The sequence below is a fragment of the Pseudomonas sp. KBW05 genome (assembly GCF_003852405.1).
Lineage (GTDB): Bacteria > Pseudomonadota > Gammaproteobacteria > Pseudomonadales > Pseudomonadaceae > Aquipseudomonas.
This window is the reverse complement of record NZ_QAJM01000009.1, coordinates 299,219-323,515: the sequence shown is the minus strand read 5'-3', so window position 1 is coordinate 323,515 and position 24,297 is coordinate 299,219. Positions and strand designations below refer to the sequence as shown.

The window sequence follows — 24,297 nt, the reverse complement described above, 5'->3', positions numbered from 1 at the left end:
GCAGAACCCACCGATGACGGTGGGTTTTTTATGGGGGGCGCCGCCAGCTTGGCCACGCCCATAACGTGGCTGCCCGCAGCAGCCACTCCATCGGCCCATAGGGATGAGTGCGCAGCCAGCGCGCGCTCAGCCACAGTTGCAAGACAAAGATCACAAGTACTACCGGTAACATCAGCCAGGGCTCCAGCTGGTTGATCAAGCCTGCGCCATAGCCGCTGAACAGCAGCCCCAACAGGGCCGATTGCAACAGGTAGTTACTCAGGGCCATCTTGCCCACGGGCGCCAGCCACTGACACAGCGAGGGCCCGACGGCAGAGCTGAACAGTGCCAGCATCAACAGGGCATACGCCGCGCTCAACAACGGTGCCGTGAGTTGCCCGACACCAAAAGCGAAGGTTTCCAGGCCGCCTCCGGGCGCGTAGGCGGCGCTCAACGCATAGATCAGCGCGCCCAGCAGGCCGATGGGAAGGGTGAGGCACAACAGGCGACGCAAGTGGGGTTCCCAGGGATACGGCGCCACCAGCCATTGGCGCCGCCCGGCGGCATAGCCAAAGAAGAACATCGCCAAGGCGCTCGGCCCTTGCAGCAGCCAAAGTGCCTGTACGGTGTTCCACAGGTGACCGCTGTGAAAGCGCAACGTGTCCAGGGCACTGCCGCTGAAGGCCGCGAGCTTGGTCGCAGGTTCGCTGCTGGCGGCGCCGCTGGTATCGCCCTCGAGGATTTGCAGCACACCGAGCAACATCCAGCCCGAGCAGGCAACAACGACAAGGCCGACTCCCCAGCGACACGCCTTGGCCGGTTCCAGGCTGCGCGCTGCCAGCAGCACCAGGCCGAGCAAGGCGTAGGTGGACAGTATCTCGCCGTAATACAGCAAGGCGCCATGGACCACCCCTACGATCAGCAAGGCTAATTGCCTACGAACCATGCGTGGTGCAAACGCCGCATCGGCGCGTTCGGCGGCGGCTATCTGCAAGGTAAAGCTGTAGCCGAACAGAAAGGAAAACAGCAGGTAGAACTTGGTTTCGAACAGCAGCGAAATCACCAGGCGCATCAGGTGGTCGCCGGTGCCGGCGTAGTCGGGGTTGCTGAGGGCGGACGCGTAGTAGGGGTCGGCGAATGCACAGATGTTCACCACCAGAATGCCCAGCAAGGCAAAGCCGCGTAGCGCGTCTACATGTACCAGGCGTGTCGGCGTCATGTTCAGTGGCCTTGCAGCAGGTGGGTCACCAGGCCGCGCAGCACATCAATCTGCTGGTTCGGGTGGAAGTCCGCATCGGCCGCCACTCGGGCGAACATGCCGTCGATCAGAGTGGCCAGCCAATTGGCCGCCTCGGGCACGGTCAAGGTCGTGTGCAATTGCCCGGCCTTGCCGGCAGCCTCGATCAGCGCCTCCAGGCCTTCGCGCAAGTAGCGGTCGTTGGCTTTCATCAGGCAAGCGACGGCTTCATCACGGTGGCCCAAGGCGGAAGTTTCCAATGCCAGGCCCGCGTAATGGCGGTCACACGCCAATTCACAGGTGTGGTCCACGAACGCCAGCAGCGCGGCCATCGGATCTTCGGCAGCGGCCAATGGCGCCATCGCTTGTTGGATCTGCTCACCTTCGCGGGCCACCAGCGCCAGTAACACTTCATGTTTGCTGGCGAAATAGTGGAACAGGTTGCCGGCGCTCATCCCTGCGGCTGTGCAGATGTCGGCCGTGCGGGTGGCGACGAAACCCGCTTCGGCAAAACACCGGGCGGCGGCGTCGAGCAGGGCCATGCGTTTGCTTTCACGTTGCTGCGGATCAGCGGTGCGCATCGTCGTCTCATTAATTAATTGAGTGGTCACTCAATTAAAAGCCAGGTAAGAAACTTCTGCAAGGCTTTTGCTTAATGCCAATTATTTAAGTGATTACTCTAAAAAAATCGCACGGTTGGCAAGATCGTTTCTACGCTTAGGGTAAGTCTGATTTCTGGCCCGGGGAGTCAGTCTGTTTGTCCGCTGAGGCATTGCGCTTCACGGGAGGCGGTTGATGGGCATCAGGAACAGTTGATTGAATTCAGGAGTAGTAGTCCATGGCCAAGTCCTATGGTGTTGTGGGTGCAGTGGCGTTTTTTCTGACCCGCAGAATGTCTTTATGGGGTCGAAGATTGAGTTCGGATGAGGCCGAATTACTGGCGCAGTACCGCGCCCTGACCGAGAACGATCAGGTGGCGATGCGGTATCTGATTGGGGCGATGAAGAGTGTGTCGCGGTTCTAAAAGCACAGTTGAAACCTGTGGGAGCTGGCAAGCCAGCTCCCACATTTTGCATCAGGTGTACTTACGCTGGTCCGGCGCCGGCGGGAAGTACTGGTACAGCCAGGTTTCGCTCAAGGTGCGGTCCTGGGTACGGATAAACAGGCGCAGCTCTACCGGCTCCACGCTGTCGCTGGTGGGGTACCAGTCGAACAGGATGCGGTAGCCCTTGATGTTATCGAGCACCAGGATGCTGAAATCCTTCACCTCGCCATGGGAGCAGGTCACCACCGGTTCGATCCCGGTGCCGGCCGGCAGGCGATCCAGGCCGCCGCCCTTGAAGTCCACGGCAAAACGACGGGCCCACACCGGTGGGTAGTGCTCGCCCGGTGCCCAGCCTTCGGTAAAGCCGCCCATGCCTGAGCGGGTGGCGTCGACTTGTGCCAACGGCGTGCTCACCGGCGGCAAGGCGCTCCAGTACAGCTTGTAGTCGTAGTTGAGCGAGTCGCCGGCGGCCACCGGTTTTTTTGGCGTCCAGAAGGCCACGATGTTGTCCATGGTCTCGCCGGTGGTAGGAATTTCCAGCAGGTCGATGGAGCCTTCGCCCCACGCAGTGGTGGGTTCGACCCACAGGCTTGGGCGCTTGCTGTACCAGTCCACGGTGTCCTGGTAGCTGGCGAATTCATGGTCGGTCTGCACCAGGCCGAAACCTTTCGGGTCTTTGTCGGCGAACGCATTGAACTGCAACTTGGCCGGGTTGTTCAGCGGGCGGCAGATCCACTCGCCGTTGCCGCGCCACATCGCCAGGCGGTCCGAATCGTGGATCTGCGGGTGGATGGTGTCGCACATGCGGCGTTCATGGGTGCCGCAGCTGAACATACTGGTCATCGGCGCAATGCCCAGTTGGTCGATGGCGGTGCGCGCATTGATATGGGCGTCGATGGCCATCACCACCTGGGTGGCCTGGCAGTCGATGTCGAAACGATAGGCGCCGGTGGCGCTCGGCGAGTCGAGCAGGGCGTAGACCACAAAGCGCGTGGCGTCCTTGTCCGGGGTTTCGAACCAGAACTGTGTGAAATCCGGGAATTCTTCGCGCTTTTTCGCGTAGGTATCAATCGCCAGGCCGCGTGCGGAAAGTCCGTATTGGCCGGTGTTGTCCACCGCACGGAAGTAGCTGGCGCCGAGGAACGACAGCACGTCATGGCGATCCAGTTCCGGCGCCTTGAACAGCTTGAAGCCGGAGAAGCCCAGGTCGCCTTTCAGTTGTTTTGTATCGACCGTGGTTTTCTCGTAGTTGAACAGCGAAGGGCGGAAATGCACCTCGCGGGCCTCACGGGTCTTGGGATCGACACTGTGCATGCGCACCGGCGTCTTGAAGCCCATGCCGACGTGGAAGAACTGCACGTCCAGTTGGCCGTTCAAGTCCTTCCACAGCGAATGGTTGCCGTCATAGCCAATGGCGTTGAAATTCTGCGGGCTCATGGTCGCCAGGGTCGGCGGCAGCACCTGCTTGGTGTCTTTATACGCAGTGCCGGCGAGTTGCTTGGCCTGGGCCTTGAGTGTTTCAAAATCGAATGTCACAGCCTTGCCGTCGGCGGCACGGTTTCCAGCCCAGGCCTGCGCGGCGAGCAGGCCGCTGGCCGACAACCCGGTGTAGGCCGCGATGGCCATGGACGCTTTGAGCAAATTCCTGCGGTGCATAGAGACAACCTGTCGTGAGCAAATCCCGCGCCGTTCCTGGCACGTGCTGGATCAGAAATTACGGTTCGGACATGCCTTCGGCCAAACGCAACGGACAATAAACAGACGCCGGATAGCTTAAGCGGTTCGATGGTGTAGGAAAAATGATTGATAGCGGGGTGATGGCATTGCAAGTGCGACAAGACATTTCCGGGGGCTTGGATGATCACCCCACTCAAGAATGATGAAGCTCAAATGTGGGAGCGGGCTTGCTCGCGAATGCGGTGCATCAGACACAAATGTGTCGACTGACACACCGCATTCGCGAGCAAGCCCGCTCCCACATTGGGTTCTGTGTTGGCAGTTAGGTCACATTTCAGCCCACTTCACCCACTGCCCTATACGCCTCATCAATCGCCGCATGCGCATACGCACTCCACGCCGCATCCGAATTGGCGATGCTCACATGTCCCACCGGCTTGCGCGCCAGCTTCATCCACGCTTCGCTCTCATCGGCATCATCAAACAAGCTGTTGGAGAAGCTCGCATAACCATGTGACCAGCGGTTGACAGTGATCGCCAGGATATCCGTTTCATGCTGGAAACCACCCGGGCCGAGCATGCGTTGCAACTGGTCACGCAATTGCGCTTCCAGTTGTTCGAACGTCTGGCCATACAACCTGCCGCGCCCGGCACGCGCCTGGTCGCGGGCGTTCATGCCGCTGTTGGGGCTGGTGGGCACGTAGACCATGTGCAGGCCAATTGGCTGCGTCGGGTCGCGCGGGTGGTCGTAGCCGCCCATGCTTACCGGGTAGTCCAGCTTGATCCGGCTGTACGGCTGGGTCGCCGCGTAGATCTCATGCACCCCCAGCTTCTGGAACGACTGCCAATTGCGGATCACCACCTTGGTGTACACCAGCGGGTATTTCACGTTCTGGCTCAAGGCATGGGCTTGGGTTGCCGGCAGGTCTTTCAACAGGTACGGAATCATCATGTTGTAGCAGGCCAGGATGCAGCGCTTGCCACGCACCTGTGCGAGTTGTCCGCCACGGCTGTAGCCGATATGCACGCCATCGCCGACGTTGCGCACGCTGACCGCCGTGCTGTTCAGGCGCAGCCGCACGGCGGACGTCGGCTGGTCGAGCCGGGCGTAGTCAAACGGCGCCAGCACGATATCGTCCATGGTGTGCCCCGGCGCCACGCCCGGGATCAGGCTGCGCACCAGCAGGCGCGCCAGCGACGCGTTGCCATCGGGGAAGTGATAGATGTAAGGCTCTTCCATCTCTGCCGCTGCTTCTTCGCTGATCGGCGCCAGGTTCATTCCGGCAAAGCCTGGGAAACCTACGCTATAGGCGTCAGCTGAAGCCACGGCATCAATGCTCAACGCCATGAAGTCATTGGTGCGGCTCTGGAAGTACTTCACCGCACCTTCCGATAAACCTACGTTCTTCAGTAGGAAATCGCGGTAGCTGGTGGCGGCCAGGTAGTCGGCCTTTTCTTCGGCGGTTTTGCCTGGCAGGTAATCCTTGGGCGCGGTGTGCAATTCGATCAAGGCGAGACGATCCGCCTGGGGCAGCGGGAAATCGTTGATGAAGTCGCTGATGGCGCGCGCATTCAGTTGGTCCGGCGCCACATCGTCTGCCACCATCGGCGTCGGGTCGCCGGTCACCAGTTTGTCTTCGCCGAAGTTTTCCTTGTCGAAGAACACCCCGCGCGACAGGCCCATGCCTGGGTAGAACTGGCGGTCGAAGGCAGTTTCGAAGCGCTTGATATTCACCCCGAGTTTCTTCAACAGCCCGTTTACCTCTTTGCTATAGAGGTGGTTGGGCGACTGGAACGCCTCGCTGCCGCCATAACCGATGATCATGCGGCCACCGGCCTGGAACTCGTTTCGTTTGGCGTGGCCGCCGAAGTCGTCGTGGTTTTCCAGGATCAGGATCTTGGCCTTGGGATGCTTCTCGCGGTAGAACCACGCCGCCGACAAACCGCTCAAGCCGCCGCCGACCACCACCAGGTCATAGGTCTCGTTGATCGGCAGCTTTTCGGTGTCGAACACCTTCTTTTCCCAGCCCATCTGGTGCGCCACTTCGAACGAGCCGACATGGCTGCCGCGCAAGCCGGTGAGGGCGGGCGGGTAGTAGCGACCGTCGGGGGCGGCTTGCAGGATTTGCAGCGGGGTCATGCCTGCGGCCAGGGTGATGGCGACGCCGTTGAGGAAGTCGCGGCGGGTGATGTCCATGGGGAAAACCTACGATTATTTATTGTTATGGGGAGACCCTGTGACGGCGGACCCATGTGGGAGCGGGCTTGTGTGGGAGCGGGCTTGCTCGCGAATGCGGTGTATCAGTCACAGATGTGTTGTCTGATCCGGCGCTTTCGCGAGCAAGCCCGCTCCCACAAAAAGCCTGCTCCCACACAGATCTGCGTCTACAGGGAAAACGCGTCAGTGCTTGAACATCACATGCCGCACAGTGGTGTAGTCCTCCAGCCCGTACATGGACATGTCCTTGCCATACCCCGACAGTTTCTGACCGCCATGGGGCATTTCGCTGACCAACATGAAGTGGGTATTCACCCAGGTGCAGCCGTACTGCAACCGCGCGGCCAAACGGTGGGCGCGGCCTACGTCGGCGGTCCACACGGATGACGCCAGGCCGTAGTCCGAATCGTTGGCCCAGCCCAGCACCTGGGCTTCATCGCTGAACTTGGTCACCGACACCACCGGGCCGAACACCTCACGGCGCACGATTTCATCGTCCTGTTGTGCGTCGGCCAGCACGGTCGGTTCAAAGAAGAAACCATTGCCTTCCACGGCCTTGCCACCGGTGATCAGGCGGATATGCGACTGCGCCACGGCGCGCTCGACAAACCCGGCCACGCGGTCGCGGTGTTGCGCGGTGATCAGTGGCCCCAGCTCGGTGGCCGGGTCATCCTGCAAACCATGCTTGATGCTGGCGACTGCCGCGCCGAGCTTCTCGACAAAGGCATCGTAGATATCCGCCTGGGCGTAGATCCGGCAGGCGGCCGTGCAATCCTGGCCGGCGTTGTAGAAACCGAAGGTACGAATGCCTTCCACGGCGGCGTCGATATCCGCGTCGTTGAAGATGATCACCGGTGCCTTGCCACCCAGCTCCATGTGCATGCGCTTTACGCTGTCGGCGGTGCTGGAGATGATGTTCGCGCCGGTGGCGATGGAGCCCGTCAGCGACACCATGCGCACTTTCGGATGGTTCACCAGTGGGCTACCCACGGTTGGCCCACGGCCGAATACCAGGTTGAGCACACCAGCAGGGAAAATGTCCGCCGCCAGTTCGACCATGCGCAACGCGGTCAGCGGGGTTTGTTCCGACGGCTTGAGCACCACCGTATTACCCGCGGCGAGGGCGGGGGCGATTTTCCAGGCGACCATCATCAGCGGGTAGTTCCAAGGTGCGATGGAGGCAATCACGCCGACCGGGTCGCGACGGATCATCGAGGTGTGGCCGGGCAAGTACTCACCACCGGCCGACCCGCTCATGCAACGGCTGGCACCGGCGAAGAAGCGGAACACGTCGGCAATCGCCGGGATCTCGTCGTTCAGCGCGGCGCTGTAGGGTTTGCCGCAGTTGTCCGACTCCAGCTTGGCCAGCTCTTCGCCATGGGCTTCGATGGCGTCCGCGAGTTTCAGCAGCAGCAGGGAACGGTCCTTCGGCGGGGTTTGCGACCAGCCTTCAAAGGCCGCATCGGCGGCGCGCACGGCGGCGTCTACCTGGGCTTCGCTGGCTTCGTTGATTTCTACCAGCACACGGCCGAGTGCCGGGTTGAAGATGGCTTGGGCCGGGCCTTCGCCGGCGACCAGGTGGCCGTTGATCAAGAGTTTGGTTTGCATGATTCAGTCCTCCAAAAACTATTCATATTTCCCTGAAAGAACCGGCTCTAAATGTGGGAGCGGGCTTGCTCGCGAAAGCGGTGGGTCAGTCAGCACATCTGTTTCTGATACACCGCTTTCGCGAGCAAGCCCGCTCCCACATTTGTTGACCGCATTCCTCCAGTCAGTTATTTACCGCCACTCCCCGCCACGCTTTCACCGCCGCGCGTCAGGTAATAGGCACCGAGAATCGGGAACATCGTCACCAGCATCACCAGCATCGCGACCACGTTGGTCACCGGCACATCCCGTGGGCGGCTCAACTGGTTGAGCAGCCACAACGGCAAGGTGCGCTCGTGGCCGGCGGTGAAGGTGGTGACGATGATTTCGTCGAACGACAGCGCAAACGCAAGCATGCCGCCGGCCAGCAGCGCCGAGCCGAGGTTGGGCATGATGATGTAGCGGAAGGTCTGCCAGCCGTCGGCGCCGAGGTCCATCGAGGCTTCGATCAGGCTGTGGGAAGTGCGGCGCAAACGGGCGATCACGTTGTTGTAGACGATCACCACGCAGAAGGTCGCGTGGCCGACGATGATGGTGAACATCCCCGGCTCGATGCCCAGGGTCTTGAACGTCGCCAGCAAGGCGATACCGGTGATGATCCCCGGCAGCGCAATCGGCAGGATCAGCATCAGCGACACGCCCTGCTTGCCGAAGAACTCGCGGCGATACAAGGCCGCCGAGGCCAGCGTGCCGAGCACCATGGCGATCAGCGTGGCGATGGCAGCGATCTGCAAGGACAGCTTGATCGCTTCCAGCACGTCTGGTCGGGCGAAGGCCACGCTGAACCACTTCAAGGTAAAACCCTGGGGTGGAAAGCTGAACGCGGCTTCTTCGGTATTGAAGGCGTACAGGAAGATGATCAGGATCGGGAAGTGCAAAAACACCAGGCCGCCCCAGGCTGCGATCTTCAAGCCTATTGATGATTTCTCAGAGTGCATCGAAGGCCCCCAGGCGTTTGACGATGGACAGGTAAACCGCGATCAGCACGATCGGCACCAGGGTGAACGCTGCCGCCATGGGCATATTGCCGATGGCGCCTTGCTGGGCGTAGACCATGCCGCCAACGAAGTAACCCGGCGGCCCTACCAGCTGCGGCACGATGAAGTCGCCCAAGGTCAGCGAGAAGGTGAAGATCGAACCGGCGGCAATCCCTGGAATCGACAGCGGCAGAATCACCTGCATAAACGTCTGGCGCGGCTTGGCGCCCAGGTCGGCCGAGGCTTGCAGCAACGACGGCGGCAAACGTTCCAGCGAGGCCTGGATCGGCAGGATCATGAACGGCAGCCAGATGTAGACAAACACCATGAACCGCCCCAGGTGCGAGGTGCTCAAGGTGCTGCCGCCCACGCCGGGAATGCCCAGTACGAACTGCAACACCGGCTCCAGGCCCAGGTGCTGCACAAACCACTGCGCGACGCCGACCTTGGCCAGCAGCAGGGTCCAGGCATAGGCCTTGACGATGTAGCTGGCCCACATCGGCATCATCACCGCGATGTAGAAAAACGCCTTGGTCTTGCCGGTGGTATAGCGCGCCATGTAGTAGGCGATGGGAAAGGCCACCACGGCGCTGGCGATGGACACCACGATCGCCATGCTCAGGGTGCGCAGGATGATGTCGAAGTTCGACGGCTGGAACAGCGCGGCGAAGTTGGCCAGGGTCAGGTCCGGCGTGACCGCCATGGTGAAGTCGTCAAAGGTGTAGAACCCTTGCCAGAGCAAGGTCAGCAGCGAGCCGAGGTAGATCGCGCCGAACCAGATCAGCGGCGGTATCAGCAACATCGCCAGGTACAGGTTGGGCTTGCGGTACAGCAGGTTGGAAAACCTGCGCATCGGCGGTTGGGAAAGGGCCAGGTTCATGTCACACCTCGCCTGCGATGTCGGTCAGTGGCGTCATGGCTTCACGGGCCCAGCGGGCGGTGATCGACTGGCCGACCTGATGGCCGCTGCTGATGTCCAGCCACTGGTTGTTGGCCTGGCTGATGTTCAAGGCCTGGCCGTTTTCCAGTTTCAGTTCATAGCGCGTGGCGCTGCCCTGGTATTGGATGTCGTGCAGCAGGCCGCTGACTTCCACATCGCCGGCAGCCAGTGGGCCTTCGGCAAAACGCACGTGTTCCGGGCGGATCGAAAACGGCTGGGGGTTGCCGCTCAGGCGTTGGGCCAGCTCGCCGCGAATCACGTTGGAGGTGCCGACGAACTCGGCGACAAACGTAGTGGCCGGCTTCATGTACAGGTTACGTGGGGTATCGACCTGCTCGATGCGGCCTTTGTTGAACACCGCCACCCGGTCAGACATCGACAGCGCTTCGGTCTGGTCGTGGGTCACGAAGATAAAGGTGATGCCGAGCTGGCGTTGCAGCTTTTTCAGCTCGCTTTGCATCTGCTCGCGCAGCTTGAGGTCGAGGGCGCCCAGCGGCTCATCCAACAGCAACACGCGCGGGCGATTGACCAGGGCGCGGGCCAGGGCCACACGCTGGCGCTGGCCGCCGGACAGTTGCACCGGCTTGCGCTCGCCGTAACCGCCGAGGGCGACCATGCCCAGGGCTTCCTCGGCACGATTCAGGCGCTCGACCTTGCCGACGCCCTTGACCTTGAGGCCATAGGCCACGTTGTCGCGCACATTCATATGGGGGAACAGCGCGTAATCCTGGAACACAGTGTTCACGTCGCGCTGATACGGCGGCAAGCCCGCGGCTTCCTCACCGTGAATACGGATCGAGCCTGCGCTCGGTTGCTCGAACCCGGCGATCAGGCGCAGGCACGTGGTCTTGCCCGAGCCGGAAGGGCCGAGCATGGAAAAGAACTCGCCGTCCTGGATATCGATGGAAACCCGGTCAACGGCCTTCACTTCGCCGAACTGACGGGAAACGTGGGTGAATTGGACTGCAAGCGTCATGGTGCGGTGCTCCGAAAAGGCGCGGGTCGTCGCAGCTGCCCGGCCTGGACTTCTGAAAAATCTGGGAATCTGTGAACGCGGTCAAAAATGTGGGAGCGGGCTTGCTCGCGAATACGGTGGGTCAGTTATGGATGTGTTGGCTGACACACCGCATTCGCGAGCAAGCCCGCTCCCACACAAGCCCGCTCCACATTGGTCCTGTGTTGTCAGGAAGGCTTAGCGGCCGCCCATGATCGCAATGTAATCCTGGGTCCAGCGGCTATACGGCACGAACTTGCCGCCCTCAGCCTGCGGGGTTTTCCAGAAGGCGATCTTGTCGAACTGGTCGAAACCATTGGTCTTGCAGCCCTCGGCGCCGAGCAGTTCGCTTTCCTTACAGGCCGCAGGCACCGCCGGCAGCGAGCCGAACCAGGCCGCCACGTCGCCCTGCACCTTCGGTTGCAGCGACCAGTCCATCCACTTGTAGGCGCAGTTCGGGTGCTTGGCGTCGCTGTGCAACATGGTGGTGTCGGCCCAGCCGGTGGCGCCTTCCTTGGGGATGGTCGACGCAATCGGCTGCTTCTCGTTGACCAAGCCGTTGACCTGATACGGCCACGCGCTGGAGGCCACCACGCCTTCGTTCTTGAAGTCACTCATTTGCACGGTGGTGTCGTGCCAGTAGCGGTGGATCAACGGTTGCTGGGCGCGCAACAGGTCGAGCACGGCCTTGTACTGGGTTTCGGTCAGCTCATAGGGGTTCTGGATGCCCAGTTCCGGCTGGGTCGACTTGAGGTACAGCGCCGCGTCGGCGATGTAGATCGGGCCGTCATAGGCCTGCACGCGGCCCTTGTTCGGCTTGCCGTCCGGCAGGTTCTGCGCCTCGAACAGCACGTTCCAACTGGTGGGCGCGGTCTTGAACACGTTTGTGTTGTACATCAACACGTTCGGGCCCCACTGGTACGGGGTGCCGTAGGTTTGCTGGCCGACCACGTACCACGGCGCATCCTTGAGGCGCGGGTCGATGTTCTTCCAGTTCGGGATCAACGCCGTGTTGATCGGCTGCACGCGCTTGCCACCGATCAAACGCAGCGAAGCGTCGCCCGAGGCGGTGACCAGGTCATAGCCGCCCTTGGCCATCAGGCTGACCATTTCGTCAGAGGTGGCGGCGGTTTTCACATTGACCTTGCAGCCGGTCTCCTTCTCGAAACCTGTGACCCAATCGTAGGCCTTGTCGCTTTCGCCACGTTCGATATAGCCGGGCCAGGCGACGATATCCAGCTGGCCTTCACCAGCGCCAACGGCCTTGAGCGGTTCGGCGGCCTGCAGGCTGGCGCTGGCCAGCAGCGCGGTGGCCAGGGCACTGAGCAGTGCGGTCTTGTGCGCGGACATGGGGGTTCCCTCTTCTTTAATTATGGTCGGGGCAGTTTTTCGCAAACCGGTGACGCATGAGCTTAGTTGTTGTTTTAGAGATGCTGGCCGTGGCGCGCCATGATGTGGCGCACCACGCTGTAGTCCTGTAGCGAATCGCTGGACAGATCCTTGCCATACCCCGAGCGCTTCAAGCCGCCATGGGGCATTTCGCTGACCAGCATGAAGTGGCTGTTGATCCAGGTGCAGCCGTATTGCAGGCGGGCGGCGACCTGCATGGCCTTGTCCAGATTCTGGGTCCATACCGAGGAAGCCAGGCCGTATTCGGAGTCGTTGGCCCAGTCCACCGCTTGTTCCAGTTCGTCGAAGCGGGTCACGGTGACCACCGGGCCGAACACTTCGCGCTGGACGATTTCATCACTTTGTTTACAGCCGGCCAGCAGGGTCGGCTGGTAATAGAAGCCTGCGCCGGAATGCACGGCGGCGCCGGTCACGCGTTCGATATGCGGTTGGCCAAGGGCGCGTTCGACAAAGCTGGCCACGCGGTCGCGCTGGCGCGTGCTGATCAGCGGGCCGAGTTCGTTGTCGGCGTCGCGTTTACCGGCAAAGCGCAGGCTGCTGACCGCTGCACCCAGCTCGGCGACCAATTTGTCGTGAATCCCGGCCTGGGCGTAGATGCGGCAGGCGGCGGTGCAATCCTGGCCGGCGTTGTAGTAGCCATAGGCGCGCACGCCCTCGACCACGGCTTGCAGGTCGGCGTCGTTGCATACGATCACCGGGGCTTTGCCGCCGAGTTCCAGGTGCGTGCGTTTCAGGGTTTTCGACGCGGCTTGCAGGATTTTCTGCCCGGTGACGATATCGCCGGTCAGCGAGACCATGCGCACTTTCGCGTGGCTGACCAAATGGCTGCCGACGCCTTCGCCACCGCCACACAGAATGTTGATCACCCCACGCGGCAGCAGTTGGCTGAGGGCTGGCGCCAGGGCCAGGATCGACAGCGGCGTGTGCTCCGAGGGTTTGAACACCAGGGTATTGCCGGCGGCCAGGGCCGGGGCGATTTTCCACGCGGCCATCATCAGCGGGTAGTTCCACGGCGCAATCGAAGCAACGACGCCGATAGGGTCGCGGCGCACCATGCTGGTGTAGCCCGGCAGGTACTCGCCGCTGAGCTGGCCGGTCTGGCAACGCACCGCACCGGCGAAGAAGCGGAACACATCCATGGTGGCGCTCAAGTCATCCTGGCGCGCCAGGTGCAACGGCTTTCCGCAGTTCAGGGATTCCAGGCGGGCCAGGTAATCGGCTTGTTTTTCGATGGCGTCAGCGATGCCGAGCAAGATGTTCGAGCGTTGCTGCGGCGTGGTTCGCGACCAACCGGCAAAGGCGCGGTGGGCGGCGAGGATCGCGCTTTCGACTTGCTCGGTGCTGGCTTCGGCGATCTGGGTGAGCACTTCACCGGTGGCCGGGTTGAGGATCGGCTCGACAAAACCCTGGCCCTGGACCAGTTCGCCGTCGATCAGCAACGCAGTGAGCAGCGGGGTGGGCGCGCCGGACATTTTTCGCGATCTCTTTTCTTGTGTGGCCATGGGCGTTCTCTTGCGAGGGCCTGACCTTTCTCTTATGGATGCACAGAGACTAGAGGTCAGGCGCGAGGTCAACAAATACTAAATACTGAATGCAGCATTCGATTAAATAGATGGCTTGCGCGGGTGCGGCTGTTCACGAGCGACCGTCAGGAATGGGTCGACCAACGCCGGCCGCGCGGTGCCACGGCGCCAGGCCAGGCCGACGTCCAGGGTCTGGCTGAGGTCGGCAATCGGCCGCGCTTCAATAATGTCGCCCTCCAGCGACCAGGGGCGGTAGGTCATGTCCGGCTGGATCGACACACCCAGGCCTGCCGCCACCAGGCTTCGGACGGCTTCGGTGGAAGCTGTGCGTAAGGTTACGCGTGGCTGTAGGCCGGCGCCGGCCCACAGGCGCTGGGCGTTGTGGCCCATTTCATCAACGTTCAGTTGGATCAGCGGCTCGCGCGCCACGTCGGCGAGGTTGATGCTGTCGTGCTCCAGCAGCGGGTGTTGCGCCGGCAGCCACAGGCGGTGCGGGGAGTGGGTGAGCACTTCGGTTTGCAGGGCGTGGCGGTCTTCGAGGTTGGAGAGGATCAGCACGCCTACGTCGATTTCGCCGCTGACCAGCAAATGCTCGATGTATGGGCGCTCGTCTTCCATCACGCGGATTTCCACATTGGGGTAGGCGCGCTGGAAACGCGTGAGCAGATCCGCCAGGTAGTAGCCAGCCACCAGGCTGGTCACGCCGATGATCAACTGCCCGGCCACTTGGTCGGTGCTTTGTTGCAGGCTGCGTTTGGCGTTATCGACGGTGGCGAGAATCAGGTGGGCCTGGCGCAGGAATTGATGACCCTGGTGGGTCAGGGTCATGCCCTTGGCGTGGCGATTGAACAGGTTGACGCCGATTTCCTGCTCCAGTTGCTGGATCGCCAGGGTCAGGGTCGATTGGGAAATAAACGCGGTCTGCGCGGCGGCCGAGATCGAGCCGGTCTCGGCCACGGCGATAAAGTGCCGGATTTGACGCAAGGTCATCATGCTGGGATTACCAGTGGGGTGTTTTTATAGATTTGCTCGAGTGTATATCGGTTTTAGCGAAGGGTCGTCGCGTTACATCTGGAAGCACTCTAGATCGGGGCTTTTTGGCACTTAGTTTTACGCTGGGGGCCTATTGGTCCTATGAACCCAAGTGTCAGGAGGCTACGAATGAATACCCGTGGATTGCTCGATCAACTGCTCAAATCTGGCCAGGACATGCTGCAAAACAAGGCTGGCGGCCAGCGTAAACAGGACGATAAAGGCGCCTTGGGCGGCTTGCTCGGCGGCGGCGGCCTGGGCAGCCTGCTCGGCGGCGCGGGCGGTGGCGCACTCGCGGCGGGGGCCATGGGCCTGCTGCTGGGCAATAAAAAGGCGCGCAAGTTCGGCGGCAAGGCCCTGACCTACGGCGGCCTGGCCGCGTTGGGCGTGATTGCCTACAAAGCCTATGGCAACTGGCAGGCGCAACAGGCCACTGCGCCCAAGGGCGAGCCGCAGACTATCGACCGCCTGCCACCGGCCCAGGTCGAGCAGCACAGCCAGGCCATCCTCAAGGCGCTGGTCGCCGCCGCCAAGGCTGACGGCCATGTCGACGAGCGCGAGCGCACGTTGATCGAAGGCGAATTCACCAAGCTGGACAACGACCGAGAGCTGCAAAGCTGGCTGCACGCCGAACTCAACAAACCCCTGGACCCGGCCGATGTGGCCCGCGCGGCTGGCACTCCGGAAATGGCCGCCGAGATGTACATCGCCAGCGTGATGCTGGTGGACGAGGAAAACTTTATGGAAAAGGCCTACCTCGATGAGTTGGCCCGCCAGCTCAAGCTTGAGCCGGGCCTGAAGGCTGAATTGGAAAACCAGGTGCGCCTGAACTCGTAATCACTGACACAACAGGGATCAACATGTGGGAGCGGGCTTGCTCGCGAAAGCGGTGGATCAGTCAGCACATTCAGTGACTGAAACACCGCTTTCGCGAGCAAGCCCGCTCCCACAGTTTTTTACCGCGTCAGGCGTTGTTCCGAGGGAGGGCGGCTCCCGCTGTTAATGGTTGCCCGGTTTGTTTTTGGATTATGTGAACATTCCATCAAAACCCGTTGATTAATGAGGGCTTCTGCTCAGCTATACTCCCCTCCATTTGAATGGCCCTGCGAGGAATTACTGTGAAGAACTGGACCCTGCGCCAACGGATCTTGGCAAGTTTTGCGGTCATTATCGCCATCATGCTGTTAATGGTTGTGGTCTCTTATTCACGGTTATTGAAGATCGAAGACAGTGAAGTCGCCGTGCGCGACGACGCGGTGCCGGGGGTTTACCTCAGTTCGATGATTCGCAGCGCCTGGGTCGACAGCTACCTGCAAACCCTCGAACTGCTGGGCCTGCGCGAAGACAAGAAGCTCAGCGACGCCGACAAGGCCGAGTTCAAATCCTTCGAAGCGCGCATCCAGCAGCAGATGAGCAACTATGAACAAACCATCGCCGGCAGCGATGACCGTTCCGAGTTCGACCGATTCGAAGCGCTGCACCAGGTCTACAACAAGAGCCTGTCCAGCGTGCTCGACAGCCTGCAACGCGGCGACCTTGTGGCCGCGCGCAAGGAGTTCGACACCCAGCTCACGCCGACCTGGACCGCAGGCCGCATGAAGCTCAATGACATCATCACCGAAAACAAGAACGTCGCCGATCGTGCGACCAACGCCATCGATGATGCCGTCTCTGCGGCAAAACTGAGCATGTTCCTGTCCCTCGCCGTGGCCATCCTGGCCGCTGGCCTGTGCGGCCTGCTGCTGATGCGCGCGATCATGGCGCCGATGCAGCGCATCGTCGAAATCCTCGGCACCATGCGCGACGGCGACCTGAGCAAGCGCCTGAACCTGGAGCGCAAGGACGAATTCAACGCGGTCGAGACCGGCTTCAACGACATGATGACCGAGCTTACGGCCCTGGTGTCCCAGGCCCAGCGCTCGTCGGTGCAGGTGACCACCTCGGTCACCGAGATTGCCGCCACCTCCAAGCAGCAACAGGCCACGGCCACTGAAACAGCGGCCACAACCACCGAGATCGGCGCTACATCGCGTGAGATCGCCGCCACTTCCAAGGATTTGGTCCGCACCATGACCGAAGTCTCTACCGCCGCCGACCAGGCGTCGGTAGCTGCCGGTTCCGGCCAGCAAGGCCTGGCGCGCATGGAAGAAACCATGCACTCGGTGATGGGCGCCGCCGACCTGGTGAACGCCAAGCTGGCGATCCTCAATGAGAAGGCCGGCAACATCAACCAAGTGGTGGTGACCATCGTCAAGGTCGCCGACCAGACCAACCTGTTGTCGCTCAACGCTGCCATCGAGGCCGAGAAGGCCGGTGAATACGGGCGCGGTTTTGCCGTGGTCGCCACCGAAGTGCGCCGCCTCGCCGACCAGACCGCCGTGGCCACCTACGATATCGAACAAATGGTGCGTGAGATCCAGTCGGCGGTGTCGGCGGGTGTGATGGGCATGGACAAGTTTTCCGAAGAAGTGCGTCGTGGCATGTTTGAAGTACAACAAGTCGGCGAGCAGCTGTCGCAGATCATCCATCAGGTACAGGCCCTGGCGCCGCGGGTGTTGATGGTCAACGAAGGCATGCAGGCCCAGGCCACCGGCGCCGAGCAGATCAACCATGCGTTGGTGCAGTTGGGCGATGCCAGCAGCCAGACCGTCGAGTCCCTGCGCCAGGCCAGCTTTGCGATTGATGAACTGAGCCAGGTTGCGGTCGGTCTGCGCAGCGGCGTGTCGCGTTTCAAAGTCTGATGAGCGACCTCGCGGCTAAACGCGGCGCCGTCCCGGCAGCGAAAAAGGCGTTGTTTCTGGTGTTCCACATCGGCAGCGAGCGCTACGCCCTCAAGGCCACGGAAGTGGCCGAGGTGTTGCCGCGCCTGCCGCTCAAACCCATCGCCCATGCGCCGGCGTGGGTCGCCGGGATCTTTGCCCATCGCGGCGCGCTGGTGCCGGTGATCGACCTCAGCGCGCTGACCTTTGGCGCCCCGGCCCAGGCGCGCACCAGCACGCGGCTGGTGCTGGTCAATTACCAGCCAAGCGCCGAGGTTGAGTCGCGCTGGCTGGGGCTGGTCCTCGAACAGGCTACCGATACTCTGCGTTGCGACCCCGCGGAGTTCCAGCCCTACGGCCTGGACAACCGCCAGGCGCCATACCTGGGTCCGGTGCGTGAAGATGCACGGGGCCTGATGCAATGGATTGGTGTGAGTGACCTGCTGACCGACGACGTGCGCGCCTTGCTGTTCTCTGCCGAGTTGAGCGTATGAGCAGCGACCCGCGCGTCTTCAACTTCCTCAAGGAGCGCATCGGCCTCGACGTCGCCTCCGTCGGCGAGGCGATCATCGAGCGCGCCGTGCGCCAGCGCAGCCAGGCCGTGCACGCGCAGACGGCCGATGATTACTGGCAGCAACTGCAACGCTCCCATGACGAGCAACAGGCGCTGATCGAAGCAGTGATCGTCCCCGAGACCTGGTTTTTCCGTTATCCCGAATCCTTTGCCACGCTGGCCCGCCTGGCCAAGGCACGCCTGGCCGAGATCAAGCAGATGCGCGCGCTGCGCATCCTCAGCCTGCCGTGTTCTACCGGCGAAGAACCCTATTCGATTGCCATGGCCTTGCTCGATGCCGGCCTGGCGCCGCACCAGTTCAAGGTGCTGGGCCTGGATGTCAGCCCGCTGTCGGTGGAGCGTGCGCGGCGCGGGGTGTATGGCAAGAATTCGTTTCGCGGCGCCGACATCGAGTTTCGCGACCGCCATTTCAGCGAGTCCGCCGACGGCTTCCACATCAGCGAGCGTGTGCGTGAGCAAGTGCGCCTGCAAGTCGGCAACCTGCTCGACCCGACGCTGTTGGCGAACGAGGCGAGCTATGACTTTGTATTCTGTCGCAACCTGCTGATCTACTTCGACCAGCCGACCCAGAAACAAGTGTTTGATGTGCTCAAGGGCCTGACCCACGAGGACGGCGTGCTGTTTATCGGCCCGGCCGAGGGCAGTCTGCTGGGGCGCCACGGTATGAAGTCGATTGGCGTGCCGCAGTCGTTTGCGTTCAGCCGGCATGTCGAGCCGGTCAAGCCGGAGCCGGTGTTTGCGCCAATTCCCGCGCCGCCGCCACCGCCGCGCAGTGCGGCGGCGTTGCCGGTCAAGCCGCGCCCGTTCAGCACGTTCAGTGCCCAGGTGGTGCCGATCAAGGCGCCGCCGTCCGACGCGGCGGATCTGCTCAGCCAGATCGCCACCCTGGCCAACGAAGGCAAAAGCGCCGAGGCCCGTGCCGCGTGTGAGCGCTATTTGAGCAACCACCCGCCGGCCGCCCAGGTGTTTTACTGGCTGGGGCTGCTCAGCGATGTGGCGGGCAGTGCCCTGGAAGCCCAGGGGTTTTACCGCAAAGCCTTGTACCTGGAACCCCAGCATCCGCAGGCCTTGATGCACCTGGCCGCGTTGCTTGAATCCCAGGGCGACAGTGCGGGGGCGCGCCGTTTGCAGGCGCGTGCCGCGCGTAGCGAGCGAGCTGACAGTGAGTCCAAACGATGAGTAGCCCACACGCGCTCGACACCGCCGGCCTGGACCTGACCCTGGCCGACACCCAAGCCATCGACGATTGCTGGAACCGCATCGGCATCCATGGCGACAAGTCCTGCCCGTTGCTGGCGGACCATATTCATTGCCGCAACTGCGCGGTGTACTCCGCCGCCGCCACGCGGCTGCTGGACCGCTACGCGTTGCAGCAGGACGACCAGCGCCCGCAAGCCGCCGTCGAAATCGACGAAGACGTGGTCACACGTTCGCTGTTGATGTTCCGTCTCGGCGAGGAATGGCTGGGCATCGCCACCCGTTGCCTGGTGGAAGTGGCGCCGTTGCAGCCGATTCATTCCCTGCCGCACCAACGCTCCCGTGCCTTGCTCGGCGTGGCGAATGTGCGCGGCGCGCTGGTGGCGTGCCTGTCGCTGGTGGAGCTATTGGGCCTGGACACCACGAGCAATGGCGCCAGCGGCGGGCGGATCATGCCGCGCATGCTGATCATCGCCGCGCAGGATGGCCCGGTGGTGGTGCCGGTGGATGAAGTGGATGGCATTCACGCCATCGACGAGCGCACCTTGAAGGCTGCGTCGGCCTCCGGCACCCAGGCCAGCGCGCGCTTCACCCAGGGCGTGTTGCAGTGGAAAGGCCGCAGCCTGCGTTGGCTGGACGAGGCGCAATTGTTGTCTGCCGTGACCCGGAGCCTCACATGACCCCCGACCAGATGCGCGACGCCTCGCTGCTGGAACTGTTCAGCCTGGAAGCCGACGCCCAGACCCAGGTGCTCAGCGCCGGCCTGCTGGCCCTGGAACGCAACCCGACCCAGGCCGACCAGCTCGAAGCCTGTATGCGCGCGGCCCACTCGCTCAAGGGCGCGGCGCGGATTGTCGGGGTGGATGCCGGGGTCAGTGTGTCCCACGTGATGGAGGATTGCCTGGTCAGCGCCCAGGAAAGCCGGCTGTACCTGCAACCCGAACATATCGACGCGTTGCTGCAAGGCACCGACCTGCTGATGCGCATCGCCACGCCGGGCAACACCGTGGGCCCGGCGGATATCGAAGCCTATGTGGCGTTGATGGAGCGCTTGCTCGATCCGTCCCAGGCGCCGGTCAACGCCGTGCCACCGCCAGTGCCACCAGCGCCCGAGCCCGCACCTGCGCCGCTGGTTGAAGAGCTGTCAGCGGAGTCCGAGCCTGCGCCGCCCGTCACCGCTGAGCCGCCACGCCAGAACCGACGCATGACCGAAGGCGGCGAGCGCGTCTTGCGCGTGACCGCCGAGCGCTTGAACAGCCTGCTGGATCTGTCCAGCAAGTCCCTGGTGGAAACCCAGCGGCTCAAGCCTTACCTGTCCAGCATGCAACGTCTCAAGCGTATCCAAAGCCAGAGCGCGCGCGCCCTGGACACGCTGGACGGGCAACTCAAGACCCTGGACCTGAACCTCGAAGCCCAGGAAGCCCTGGCCGATACCCGCCGCCTGCTCAGCGAAGCTCAGGCCCTGCTGGCGGAAAAAACCGCCGAGCTGGACGAGTTCGGCTGGCAGGCCGGGCAGCGCGCCCAAGTGCTCTACGACACCGCACTGGCCTGTCGCATGCGCCCGTTTGCCGACGTACTGGCCGGGCAAGTGCGCATGGTCCGCGACCTTGGCCGCAGCCTGGGCAAGCAGGTGCGCCTGGAGATCGAGGGCGAAAAGACCCAGGTTGACCGCGACGTGCTGGAAAAGCTTGAAGCGCCGCTCACTCATTTATTGCGCAATGCCGTCGATCACGACATCGAAATGCCCGAGCAGCGCCTGCTGGCGGGCAAACCGGCGGAAGGTTTGATCCGCCTGCGCGCGTCCCACCAGGCCGGTTTGCTGGTGCTGGAATTGAGCGATGACGGCAATGGCGTGGACCTGGAACGCCTGCGCGGCACCATCGTCGATCGGCACTTGTCGCCGCTGGAAACTGCCCTGCGCCTGAGCGAAGAAGAGCTGCTGACCTTCCTGTTCCTGCCGGGTTTCAGCCTGCGCGACAAGGTCACCGAGGTGTCCGGGCGCGGCGTCGGCCTGGATGCAGTGCAACACATGGTGCGCCAACTGCGTGGTGCGGTGGTGCTGGAGCAGACGGCGGGGCAGGGCAGTCGTTTCCACCTGGAAGTGCCGCTGACCTTGTCGGTGGTGCGCAGCCTGGTGGTGGAAGTCGGCGAAGAAGCCTATGCATTCCCGCTGGCGCATATCGAACGCATGTGCGACCTGGCGCCCGACGACATCGTGCAACTGGAAGGCCGCCAGCATTTCTGGCACGAGGGCCGGCATGTCGGCCTGGTCGCCGCCAGCCAGTTGTTGCAGCGCCCGGCCGGCCAGAGCCCGTCGGACACCTTGAAAGTGGTGGTCATCCGCGAGCGCGATGCGGTGTACGGGATTGCCGTCGAGCGCTTCATCGGCGAGCGCACGTTGGTGGTGTTGCCGCTGGATGACCGCCTGGGCAAGGTCCAGGATATTTCCGCCGGCGCCTTGCTCGACGACGGCTCGGTGGTGTTGATCGTTGATGTCGAAGACATGCTGCGTTCGGTGGACAAGCTGCTCAACACCGGCCGCCTGGAGCGTATCGCCCGGCGCAGCCAGCAGGCCACCGAAGTGCCGCGCAAACGCGTGCTGGTGGTGGATGACTCGCTCACCGTGCGTGAACTGCAACGCAAATTGCTGCTCAATCGTGGCTATGAAGTCGCGGTGGCAGTGGATGGCATGGATGGTTGGAATGCCTTGCGCTCCGAGGATTTCGACCTGTTGATCACTGATATTGATATGCCTCGCATGGACGGTATTGAATTGGTCACACTGTTGCGTCGTGATAGTCGCCTGCAATCGCTGCCGGTGATGGTGGTGTCGTACAAGGATCGCGAAGAAGACCGACGTCGTGGCCTCGATGCCGGCGCCGACTATTATTTAGCCAAGGCCAGTTTCCACGACGATGCCTTGCTCGACGCGGTGATGGAACTGATCGGAGGGGCACGGGGATGAGGATTGCGATCGTCAATGACATGCCCCTGGCTGTTGAAGCCCTGCGCCGTGCCTTGAGTTTCGAGCCGGCCCATCAGGTTGTGTGGGTGGCGAGCAATGGCTTGGAAGCGGTGCAGCGTTGCGCTGAAGTGACCCCGGACCTGATCCTGATGGACCTGATCATGCCAGTGATGGACGGCGTGGAGGCGACTCGCCAGATCATGGCTGAGACGCCGTGCGCTATCGTGATTGTTACCGTAGACCGTCAGGCTAACGTCAGCCGCGTCTTCGAAGCCATGGGCCACGGTGCCCTGGATGTGGTGGACACCCCGGCGCTCGGCGTGGGCAACCCCAAGGACGCGGCGGCGCCGTTGCTGCGCAAGATCCTCAATATTGGCTGGCTGATCGGCCAGCGCGGCAGCCGGGTGCGTGCCGAGGCAGCGCCCCAGCGCGCGACCGGCAAACGCGAGAGCCTGGTGGCGATCGGTTCGTCGGCGGGCGGCCCGGCCGCCCTGGAAATCCTGCTCAAGGGCTTGCCCCGGGACTTTTCCGCCGCCATCGTACTGGTGCAGCATGTGGACCAGGTGTTTGCCGCCGGCATGGCCGAATGGCTGAGCAGCGCCTCTGGCCTGCCGGTGCGCCTGGCCCGCGAAGGCGAGCCGCCGCAAAGTGGCGTGGTGTTGCTGGCCGGCACCAACCACCATATCCGGCTGCTGAAAAATGGCACCCTGGCCTACACCGCCGAGCCGGTGAACGAGATTTACCGGCCGTCCATCGACGTGTTTTTCGAGAGCGTCGCCAGCCACTGGAATGGCGACGCGGTCGGTGTATTGCTGACCGGCATGGGGCGCGACGGCGCCCAGGGGCTCAAGCTCATGCGTGAACAAGGATATTTGACCATCGCCCAGGATCAGCAGAGCTGCGCGGTGTATGGCATGCCCAAAGCGGCGGCGGCGATTGATGCTGCTGTTGAAATTCGCCCATTGGATAGAATTGCGCCCCGATTGCTGGAGGTCTTTGCAAAATGATCAAGACCCCCGGCGGTGCTGGCTTGCAGGTAGTAATTCAGGTGACTGCACATGAATGATTTACAGATCGACGACATCAAGACCGACGAAAACGCTGCCATGGTGTTGCTGGTCGATGACCAGGCCATGATCGGCGAAGCCGTACGGCGTGGCCTGTCCCATGAAGAGAATATCGACTTCCATTTCTGCGCCGACCCGCACCAGGCGATTGCCCAGGCGATCCGCATCAAGCCGACGGTGATCCTGCAAGACCTGGTCATGCCCGGCCTTGACGGCCTGACCCTGGTGCGCGAATACCGCAACCACCCGGCCACGGCGAATATCCCGATCATCGTGCTTTCCACCAAAGAGGACCCGCTGATCAAGAGCGCGGCGTTCTCGGCTGGGGCCAACGATTACCTGGTCAAGCTGCCGGACAATATCGAACTGGTGGCGCGTATTCGCTATCACTCGCGCTCCTATATGACGCTGTTGCAGCGGGATGCGGCGTATCGCGCGCTGCGGGTCAGTCAGCAGCAGCTGCTGGACACTAACCTGGTGCTGCAACGCCTGATGAACTCCGATGGGCTTACCGGGCTGTCCAATCGTCGTCACTTTGACGAATACCTGGAGCTGGAATGGCGCCGGGCCATGCGTGATCAGACGCAGTTGTCGTTGCTGATGATTGATGTGGATTTCTTCAAGACCTACAACGATAGCTTTGGTCACGTTGAAGGGGACGAAGCTCTGCGCAAGGTGGCGGCGACTATCCGTGACGCCAGTAGCCGGCCTTCGGATTTGCCGGCGCGTTATGGGGGTGAGGAGTTTGCGCTGGTGTTGCCGAATACGTCGCCGGGTGGGGCGCGGTTGGTGGCGGAGAAGCTGCGTATGGCGGTGGCGGCGTTGAAGATTCCGCATATTGCGCCGGCTGAGGGGGCTAGCCTGACGATCAGTATCGGTTTGTCTACGGTGACGCCGCAGCAGGGGACGGATTGTCGGCAGCTGATATTGGCGGCGGATAAGGGGCTTTACACTGCCAAGCATAATGGGCGGAATCAGGTGGGGATTGAGTAGGTTGGGTTTCGTTGTGTTGTGTTGTGTTGTGTACATATCCGTTGCTGCGGTAACGGCCACTTA

At 62.3% G+C, this 24,297-nt stretch carries 20 protein-coding genes; 9 read left to right on the top strand and 11 right to left on the bottom strand.

The genetic code is table 11. The features are described from left to right. Positions 1 to 28: 28 nt before the first annotated feature. Positions 29 to 1,198, bottom strand: a complete 1,170-nt coding sequence (locus DBR46_RS10200) for a DUF418 domain-containing protein (RefSeq protein WP_124526078.1) — start codon at positions 1,196 to 1,198, stop codon at positions 29 to 31. Positions 1,199 to 1,200: 2 nt separating this feature from the next. Continuing rightward, positions 1,201 to 1,797 carry a TetR/AcrR family transcriptional regulator gene (locus DBR46_RS10195; RefSeq protein WP_124526077.1) on the bottom strand — a complete coding sequence of 199 codons (597 nt, stop codon included), beginning with the start codon at positions 1,795 to 1,797 and terminating at the stop codon, positions 1,201 to 1,203. A gap of 257 nt (positions 1,798 to 2,054) precedes the next feature. On the opposite strand from DBR46_RS10195, the gene DBR46_RS10190 reads away from it, so the two are divergent. Continuing rightward, positions 2,055 to 2,240 carry a hypothetical protein gene (locus DBR46_RS10190; RefSeq protein WP_017738236.1) on the top strand — a complete coding sequence of 62 codons (186 nt, stop codon included), beginning with the start codon at positions 2,055 to 2,057 and terminating at the stop codon, positions 2,238 to 2,240. Positions 2,241 to 2,291: 51 nt separating this feature from the next. Here the strand turns inward: DBR46_RS10190 and DBR46_RS10185 are convergent, their stop codons facing one another. The 9 genes from DBR46_RS10185 to DBR46_RS10145 form a co-directional block, all read right to left on the bottom strand. Continuing rightward, entirely contained in the window at positions 2,292 to 3,917 is a 1,626-nt protein-coding gene (locus DBR46_RS10185) for a glucan biosynthesis protein D (protein WP_124526076.1), read from the bottom strand. A gap of 355 nt (positions 3,918 to 4,272) precedes the next feature. Further along, positions 4,273 to 6,135 carry an FAD/NAD(P)-binding protein gene (locus DBR46_RS10180; RefSeq protein WP_124526075.1) on the bottom strand — a complete coding sequence of 621 codons (1,863 nt, stop codon included), beginning with the start codon at positions 6,133 to 6,135 and terminating at the stop codon, positions 4,273 to 4,275. 204 nt (positions 6,136 to 6,339) lie between these two features. Then, positions 6,340 to 7,764: a gamma-aminobutyraldehyde dehydrogenase gene (locus DBR46_RS10175; protein ID WP_124526074.1), complete on the bottom strand. Its 1,425-nt coding sequence runs from the start codon at positions 7,762 to 7,764 to the stop codon at positions 6,340 to 6,342. 167 nt (positions 7,765 to 7,931) lie between these two features. Further along, positions 7,932 to 8,741, bottom strand: coding sequence for an ABC transporter permease (locus DBR46_RS10170; RefSeq protein WP_016977919.1), 810 nt, complete (start codon positions 8,739 to 8,741; stop codon positions 7,932 to 7,934). Then, complete coding sequence (locus tag DBR46_RS10165; protein ID WP_124526073.1) at positions 8,731 to 9,660, bottom strand: ABC transporter permease; 930 nt, start codon at positions 9,658 to 9,660, stop codon at positions 8,731 to 8,733. The genes DBR46_RS10170 and DBR46_RS10165 overlap by 11 nt, the downstream gene beginning before the upstream one ends. Position 9,661: 1 nt before the next feature. Beyond that, the gene (locus tag DBR46_RS10160) at positions 9,662 to 10,696 is read right to left on the bottom strand and encodes an ABC transporter ATP-binding protein (RefSeq protein WP_124526072.1); all 1,035 of its coding nucleotides are present in this window, start codon (positions 10,694 to 10,696) and stop codon (positions 9,662 to 9,664) included. A 216-nt stretch (positions 10,697 to 10,912) separates the two neighbouring features. Further along, positions 10,913 to 12,064 carry a putative ABC transporter substrate-binding protein YdcS gene (ydcS, locus tag DBR46_RS10155; protein ID WP_124526071.1) on the bottom strand — a complete coding sequence of 384 codons (1,152 nt, stop codon included), beginning with the start codon at positions 12,062 to 12,064 and terminating at the stop codon, positions 10,913 to 10,915. 74 nt (positions 12,065 to 12,138) lie between these two features. Then, the gene (locus DBR46_RS10150; protein WP_177414030.1) at positions 12,139 to 13,596 is read right to left on the bottom strand and encodes a gamma-aminobutyraldehyde dehydrogenase; all 1,458 of its coding nucleotides are present in this window, start codon (positions 13,594 to 13,596) and stop codon (positions 12,139 to 12,141) included. 132 nt (positions 13,597 to 13,728) lie between these two features. Continuing rightward, a complete protein-coding gene (locus DBR46_RS10145) occupies positions 13,729 to 14,640 on the bottom strand; it encodes a LysR family transcriptional regulator (RefSeq protein WP_012722545.1) in 912 nt (303 codons plus the stop codon). Between the two features lie 168 nt (positions 14,641 to 14,808). Between DBR46_RS10145 and DBR46_RS10140 the strand changes: the two genes are divergently transcribed. The 8 genes from DBR46_RS10140 to DBR46_RS10105 all read left to right on the top strand — a co-directional run bounded on the left by DBR46_RS10140 (position 14,809) and on the right by DBR46_RS10105 (position 24,234). Beyond that, a complete protein-coding gene (locus DBR46_RS10140) occupies positions 14,809 to 15,516 on the top strand; it encodes a tellurite resistance TerB family protein (protein ID WP_124526069.1) in 708 nt (235 codons plus the stop codon). 281 nt (positions 15,517 to 15,797) lie between these two features. Beyond that, positions 15,798 to 17,420 carry a methyl-accepting chemotaxis protein gene (locus DBR46_RS10135; RefSeq protein WP_124526068.1) on the top strand — a complete coding sequence of 541 codons (1,623 nt, stop codon included), beginning with the start codon at positions 15,798 to 15,800 and terminating at the stop codon, positions 17,418 to 17,420. Continuing rightward, positions 17,420 to 17,932, top strand: coding sequence for a chemotaxis protein CheW (locus DBR46_RS10130; protein ID WP_124526067.1), 513 nt, complete (start codon positions 17,420 to 17,422; stop codon positions 17,930 to 17,932). The genes DBR46_RS10135 and DBR46_RS10130 overlap by 1 nt, the downstream gene beginning before the upstream one ends. Further along, positions 17,929 to 19,191, top strand: a complete 1,263-nt coding sequence (locus DBR46_RS10125) for a protein-glutamate O-methyltransferase CheR (protein ID WP_124526066.1) — start codon at positions 17,929 to 17,931, stop codon at positions 19,189 to 19,191. The genes DBR46_RS10130 and DBR46_RS10125 overlap by 4 nt, the downstream gene beginning before the upstream one ends. After that, positions 19,188 to 19,889, top strand: a complete 702-nt coding sequence (locus tag DBR46_RS10120) for a chemotaxis protein CheW (RefSeq protein ID WP_124526065.1) — start codon at positions 19,188 to 19,190, stop codon at positions 19,887 to 19,889. The genes DBR46_RS10125 and DBR46_RS10120 overlap by 4 nt, the downstream gene beginning before the upstream one ends. After that, positions 19,886 to 22,174: a hybrid sensor histidine kinase/response regulator gene (locus tag DBR46_RS10115; RefSeq protein ID WP_124526064.1), complete on the top strand. Its 2,289-nt coding sequence runs from the start codon at positions 19,886 to 19,888 to the stop codon at positions 22,172 to 22,174. The genes DBR46_RS10120 and DBR46_RS10115 overlap by 4 nt, the downstream gene beginning before the upstream one ends. Further along, on the top strand, positions 22,171 to 23,181 hold the full coding sequence (locus DBR46_RS10110) for a chemotaxis response regulator protein-glutamate methylesterase (protein ID WP_124526063.1): 1,011 nt from the start codon (positions 22,171 to 22,173) through the stop codon (positions 23,179 to 23,181). The genes DBR46_RS10115 and DBR46_RS10110 overlap by 4 nt, the downstream gene beginning before the upstream one ends. 51 nt (positions 23,182 to 23,232) lie before the next feature. Then, complete coding sequence (locus DBR46_RS10105) at positions 23,233 to 24,234, top strand: diguanylate cyclase (RefSeq protein WP_017738220.1); 1,002 nt, start codon at positions 23,233 to 23,235, stop codon at positions 24,232 to 24,234. Positions 24,235 to 24,297: the final 63 nt, after the last annotated feature.

Coding starts and splice junctions, on each gene's coding strand:
- DBR46_RS10200 (WP_124526078.1), bottom strand. CDS start 1,198: ATGACGCCGACACGCCTGGTACATGTAGACGCGCTACGCGGCTTTGCC.
- DBR46_RS10195 (WP_124526077.1), bottom strand. CDS start 1,797: ATGCGCACCGCTGATCCGCAGCAACGTGAAAGCAAACGCATGGCCCTG.
- DBR46_RS10190 (WP_017738236.1), top strand. CDS start 2,055: ATGGCCAAGTCCTATGGTGTTGTGGGTGCAGTGGCGTTTTTTCTGACC.
- DBR46_RS10185 (WP_124526076.1), bottom strand. CDS start 3,917: ATGCACCGCAGGAATTTGCTCAAAGCGTCCATGGCCATCGCGGCCTAC.
- DBR46_RS10180 (WP_124526075.1), bottom strand. CDS start 6,135: ATGGACATCACCCGCCGCGACTTCCTCAACGGCGTCGCCATCACCCTG.
- DBR46_RS10175 (WP_124526074.1), bottom strand. CDS start 7,764: ATGCAAACCAAACTCTTGATCAACGGCCACCTGGTCGCCGGCGAAGGC.
- DBR46_RS10170 (WP_016977919.1), bottom strand. CDS start 8,741: ATGCACTCTGAGAAATCATCAATAGGCTTGAAGATCGCAGCCTGGGGC.
- DBR46_RS10165 (WP_124526073.1), bottom strand. CDS start 9,660: ATGAACCTGGCCCTTTCCCAACCGCCGATGCGCAGGTTTTCCAACCTG.
- DBR46_RS10160 (WP_124526072.1), bottom strand. CDS start 10,696: ATGACGCTTGCAGTCCAATTCACCCACGTTTCCCGTCAGTTCGGCGAA.
- ydcS (WP_124526071.1), bottom strand. CDS start 12,064: ATGTCCGCGCACAAGACCGCACTGCTCAGTGCCCTGGCCACCGCGCTG.
- DBR46_RS10150 (WP_177414030.1), bottom strand. CDS start 13,596: ATGTCCGGCGCGCCCACCCCGCTGCTCACTGCGTTGCTGATCGACGGC.
- DBR46_RS10145 (WP_012722545.1), bottom strand. CDS start 14,640: ATGATGACCTTGCGTCAAATCCGGCACTTTATCGCCGTGGCCGAGACC.
- DBR46_RS10140 (WP_124526069.1), top strand. CDS start 14,809: ATGAATACCCGTGGATTGCTCGATCAACTGCTCAAATCTGGCCAGGAC.
- DBR46_RS10130 (WP_124526067.1), top strand. CDS start 17,420: ATGAGCGACCTCGCGGCTAAACGCGGCGCCGTCCCGGCAGCGAAAAAG.
- DBR46_RS10125 (WP_124526066.1), top strand. CDS start 17,929: ATGAGCAGCGACCCGCGCGTCTTCAACTTCCTCAAGGAGCGCATCGGC.
- DBR46_RS10120 (WP_124526065.1), top strand. CDS start 19,188: ATGAGTAGCCCACACGCGCTCGACACCGCCGGCCTGGACCTGACCCTG.
- DBR46_RS10115 (WP_124526064.1), top strand. CDS start 19,886: ATGACCCCCGACCAGATGCGCGACGCCTCGCTGCTGGAACTGTTCAGC.
- DBR46_RS10110 (WP_124526063.1), top strand. CDS start 22,171: ATGAGGATTGCGATCGTCAATGACATGCCCCTGGCTGTTGAAGCCCTG.
- DBR46_RS10105 (WP_017738220.1), top strand. CDS start 23,233: ATGAATGATTTACAGATCGACGACATCAAGACCGACGAAAACGCTGCC.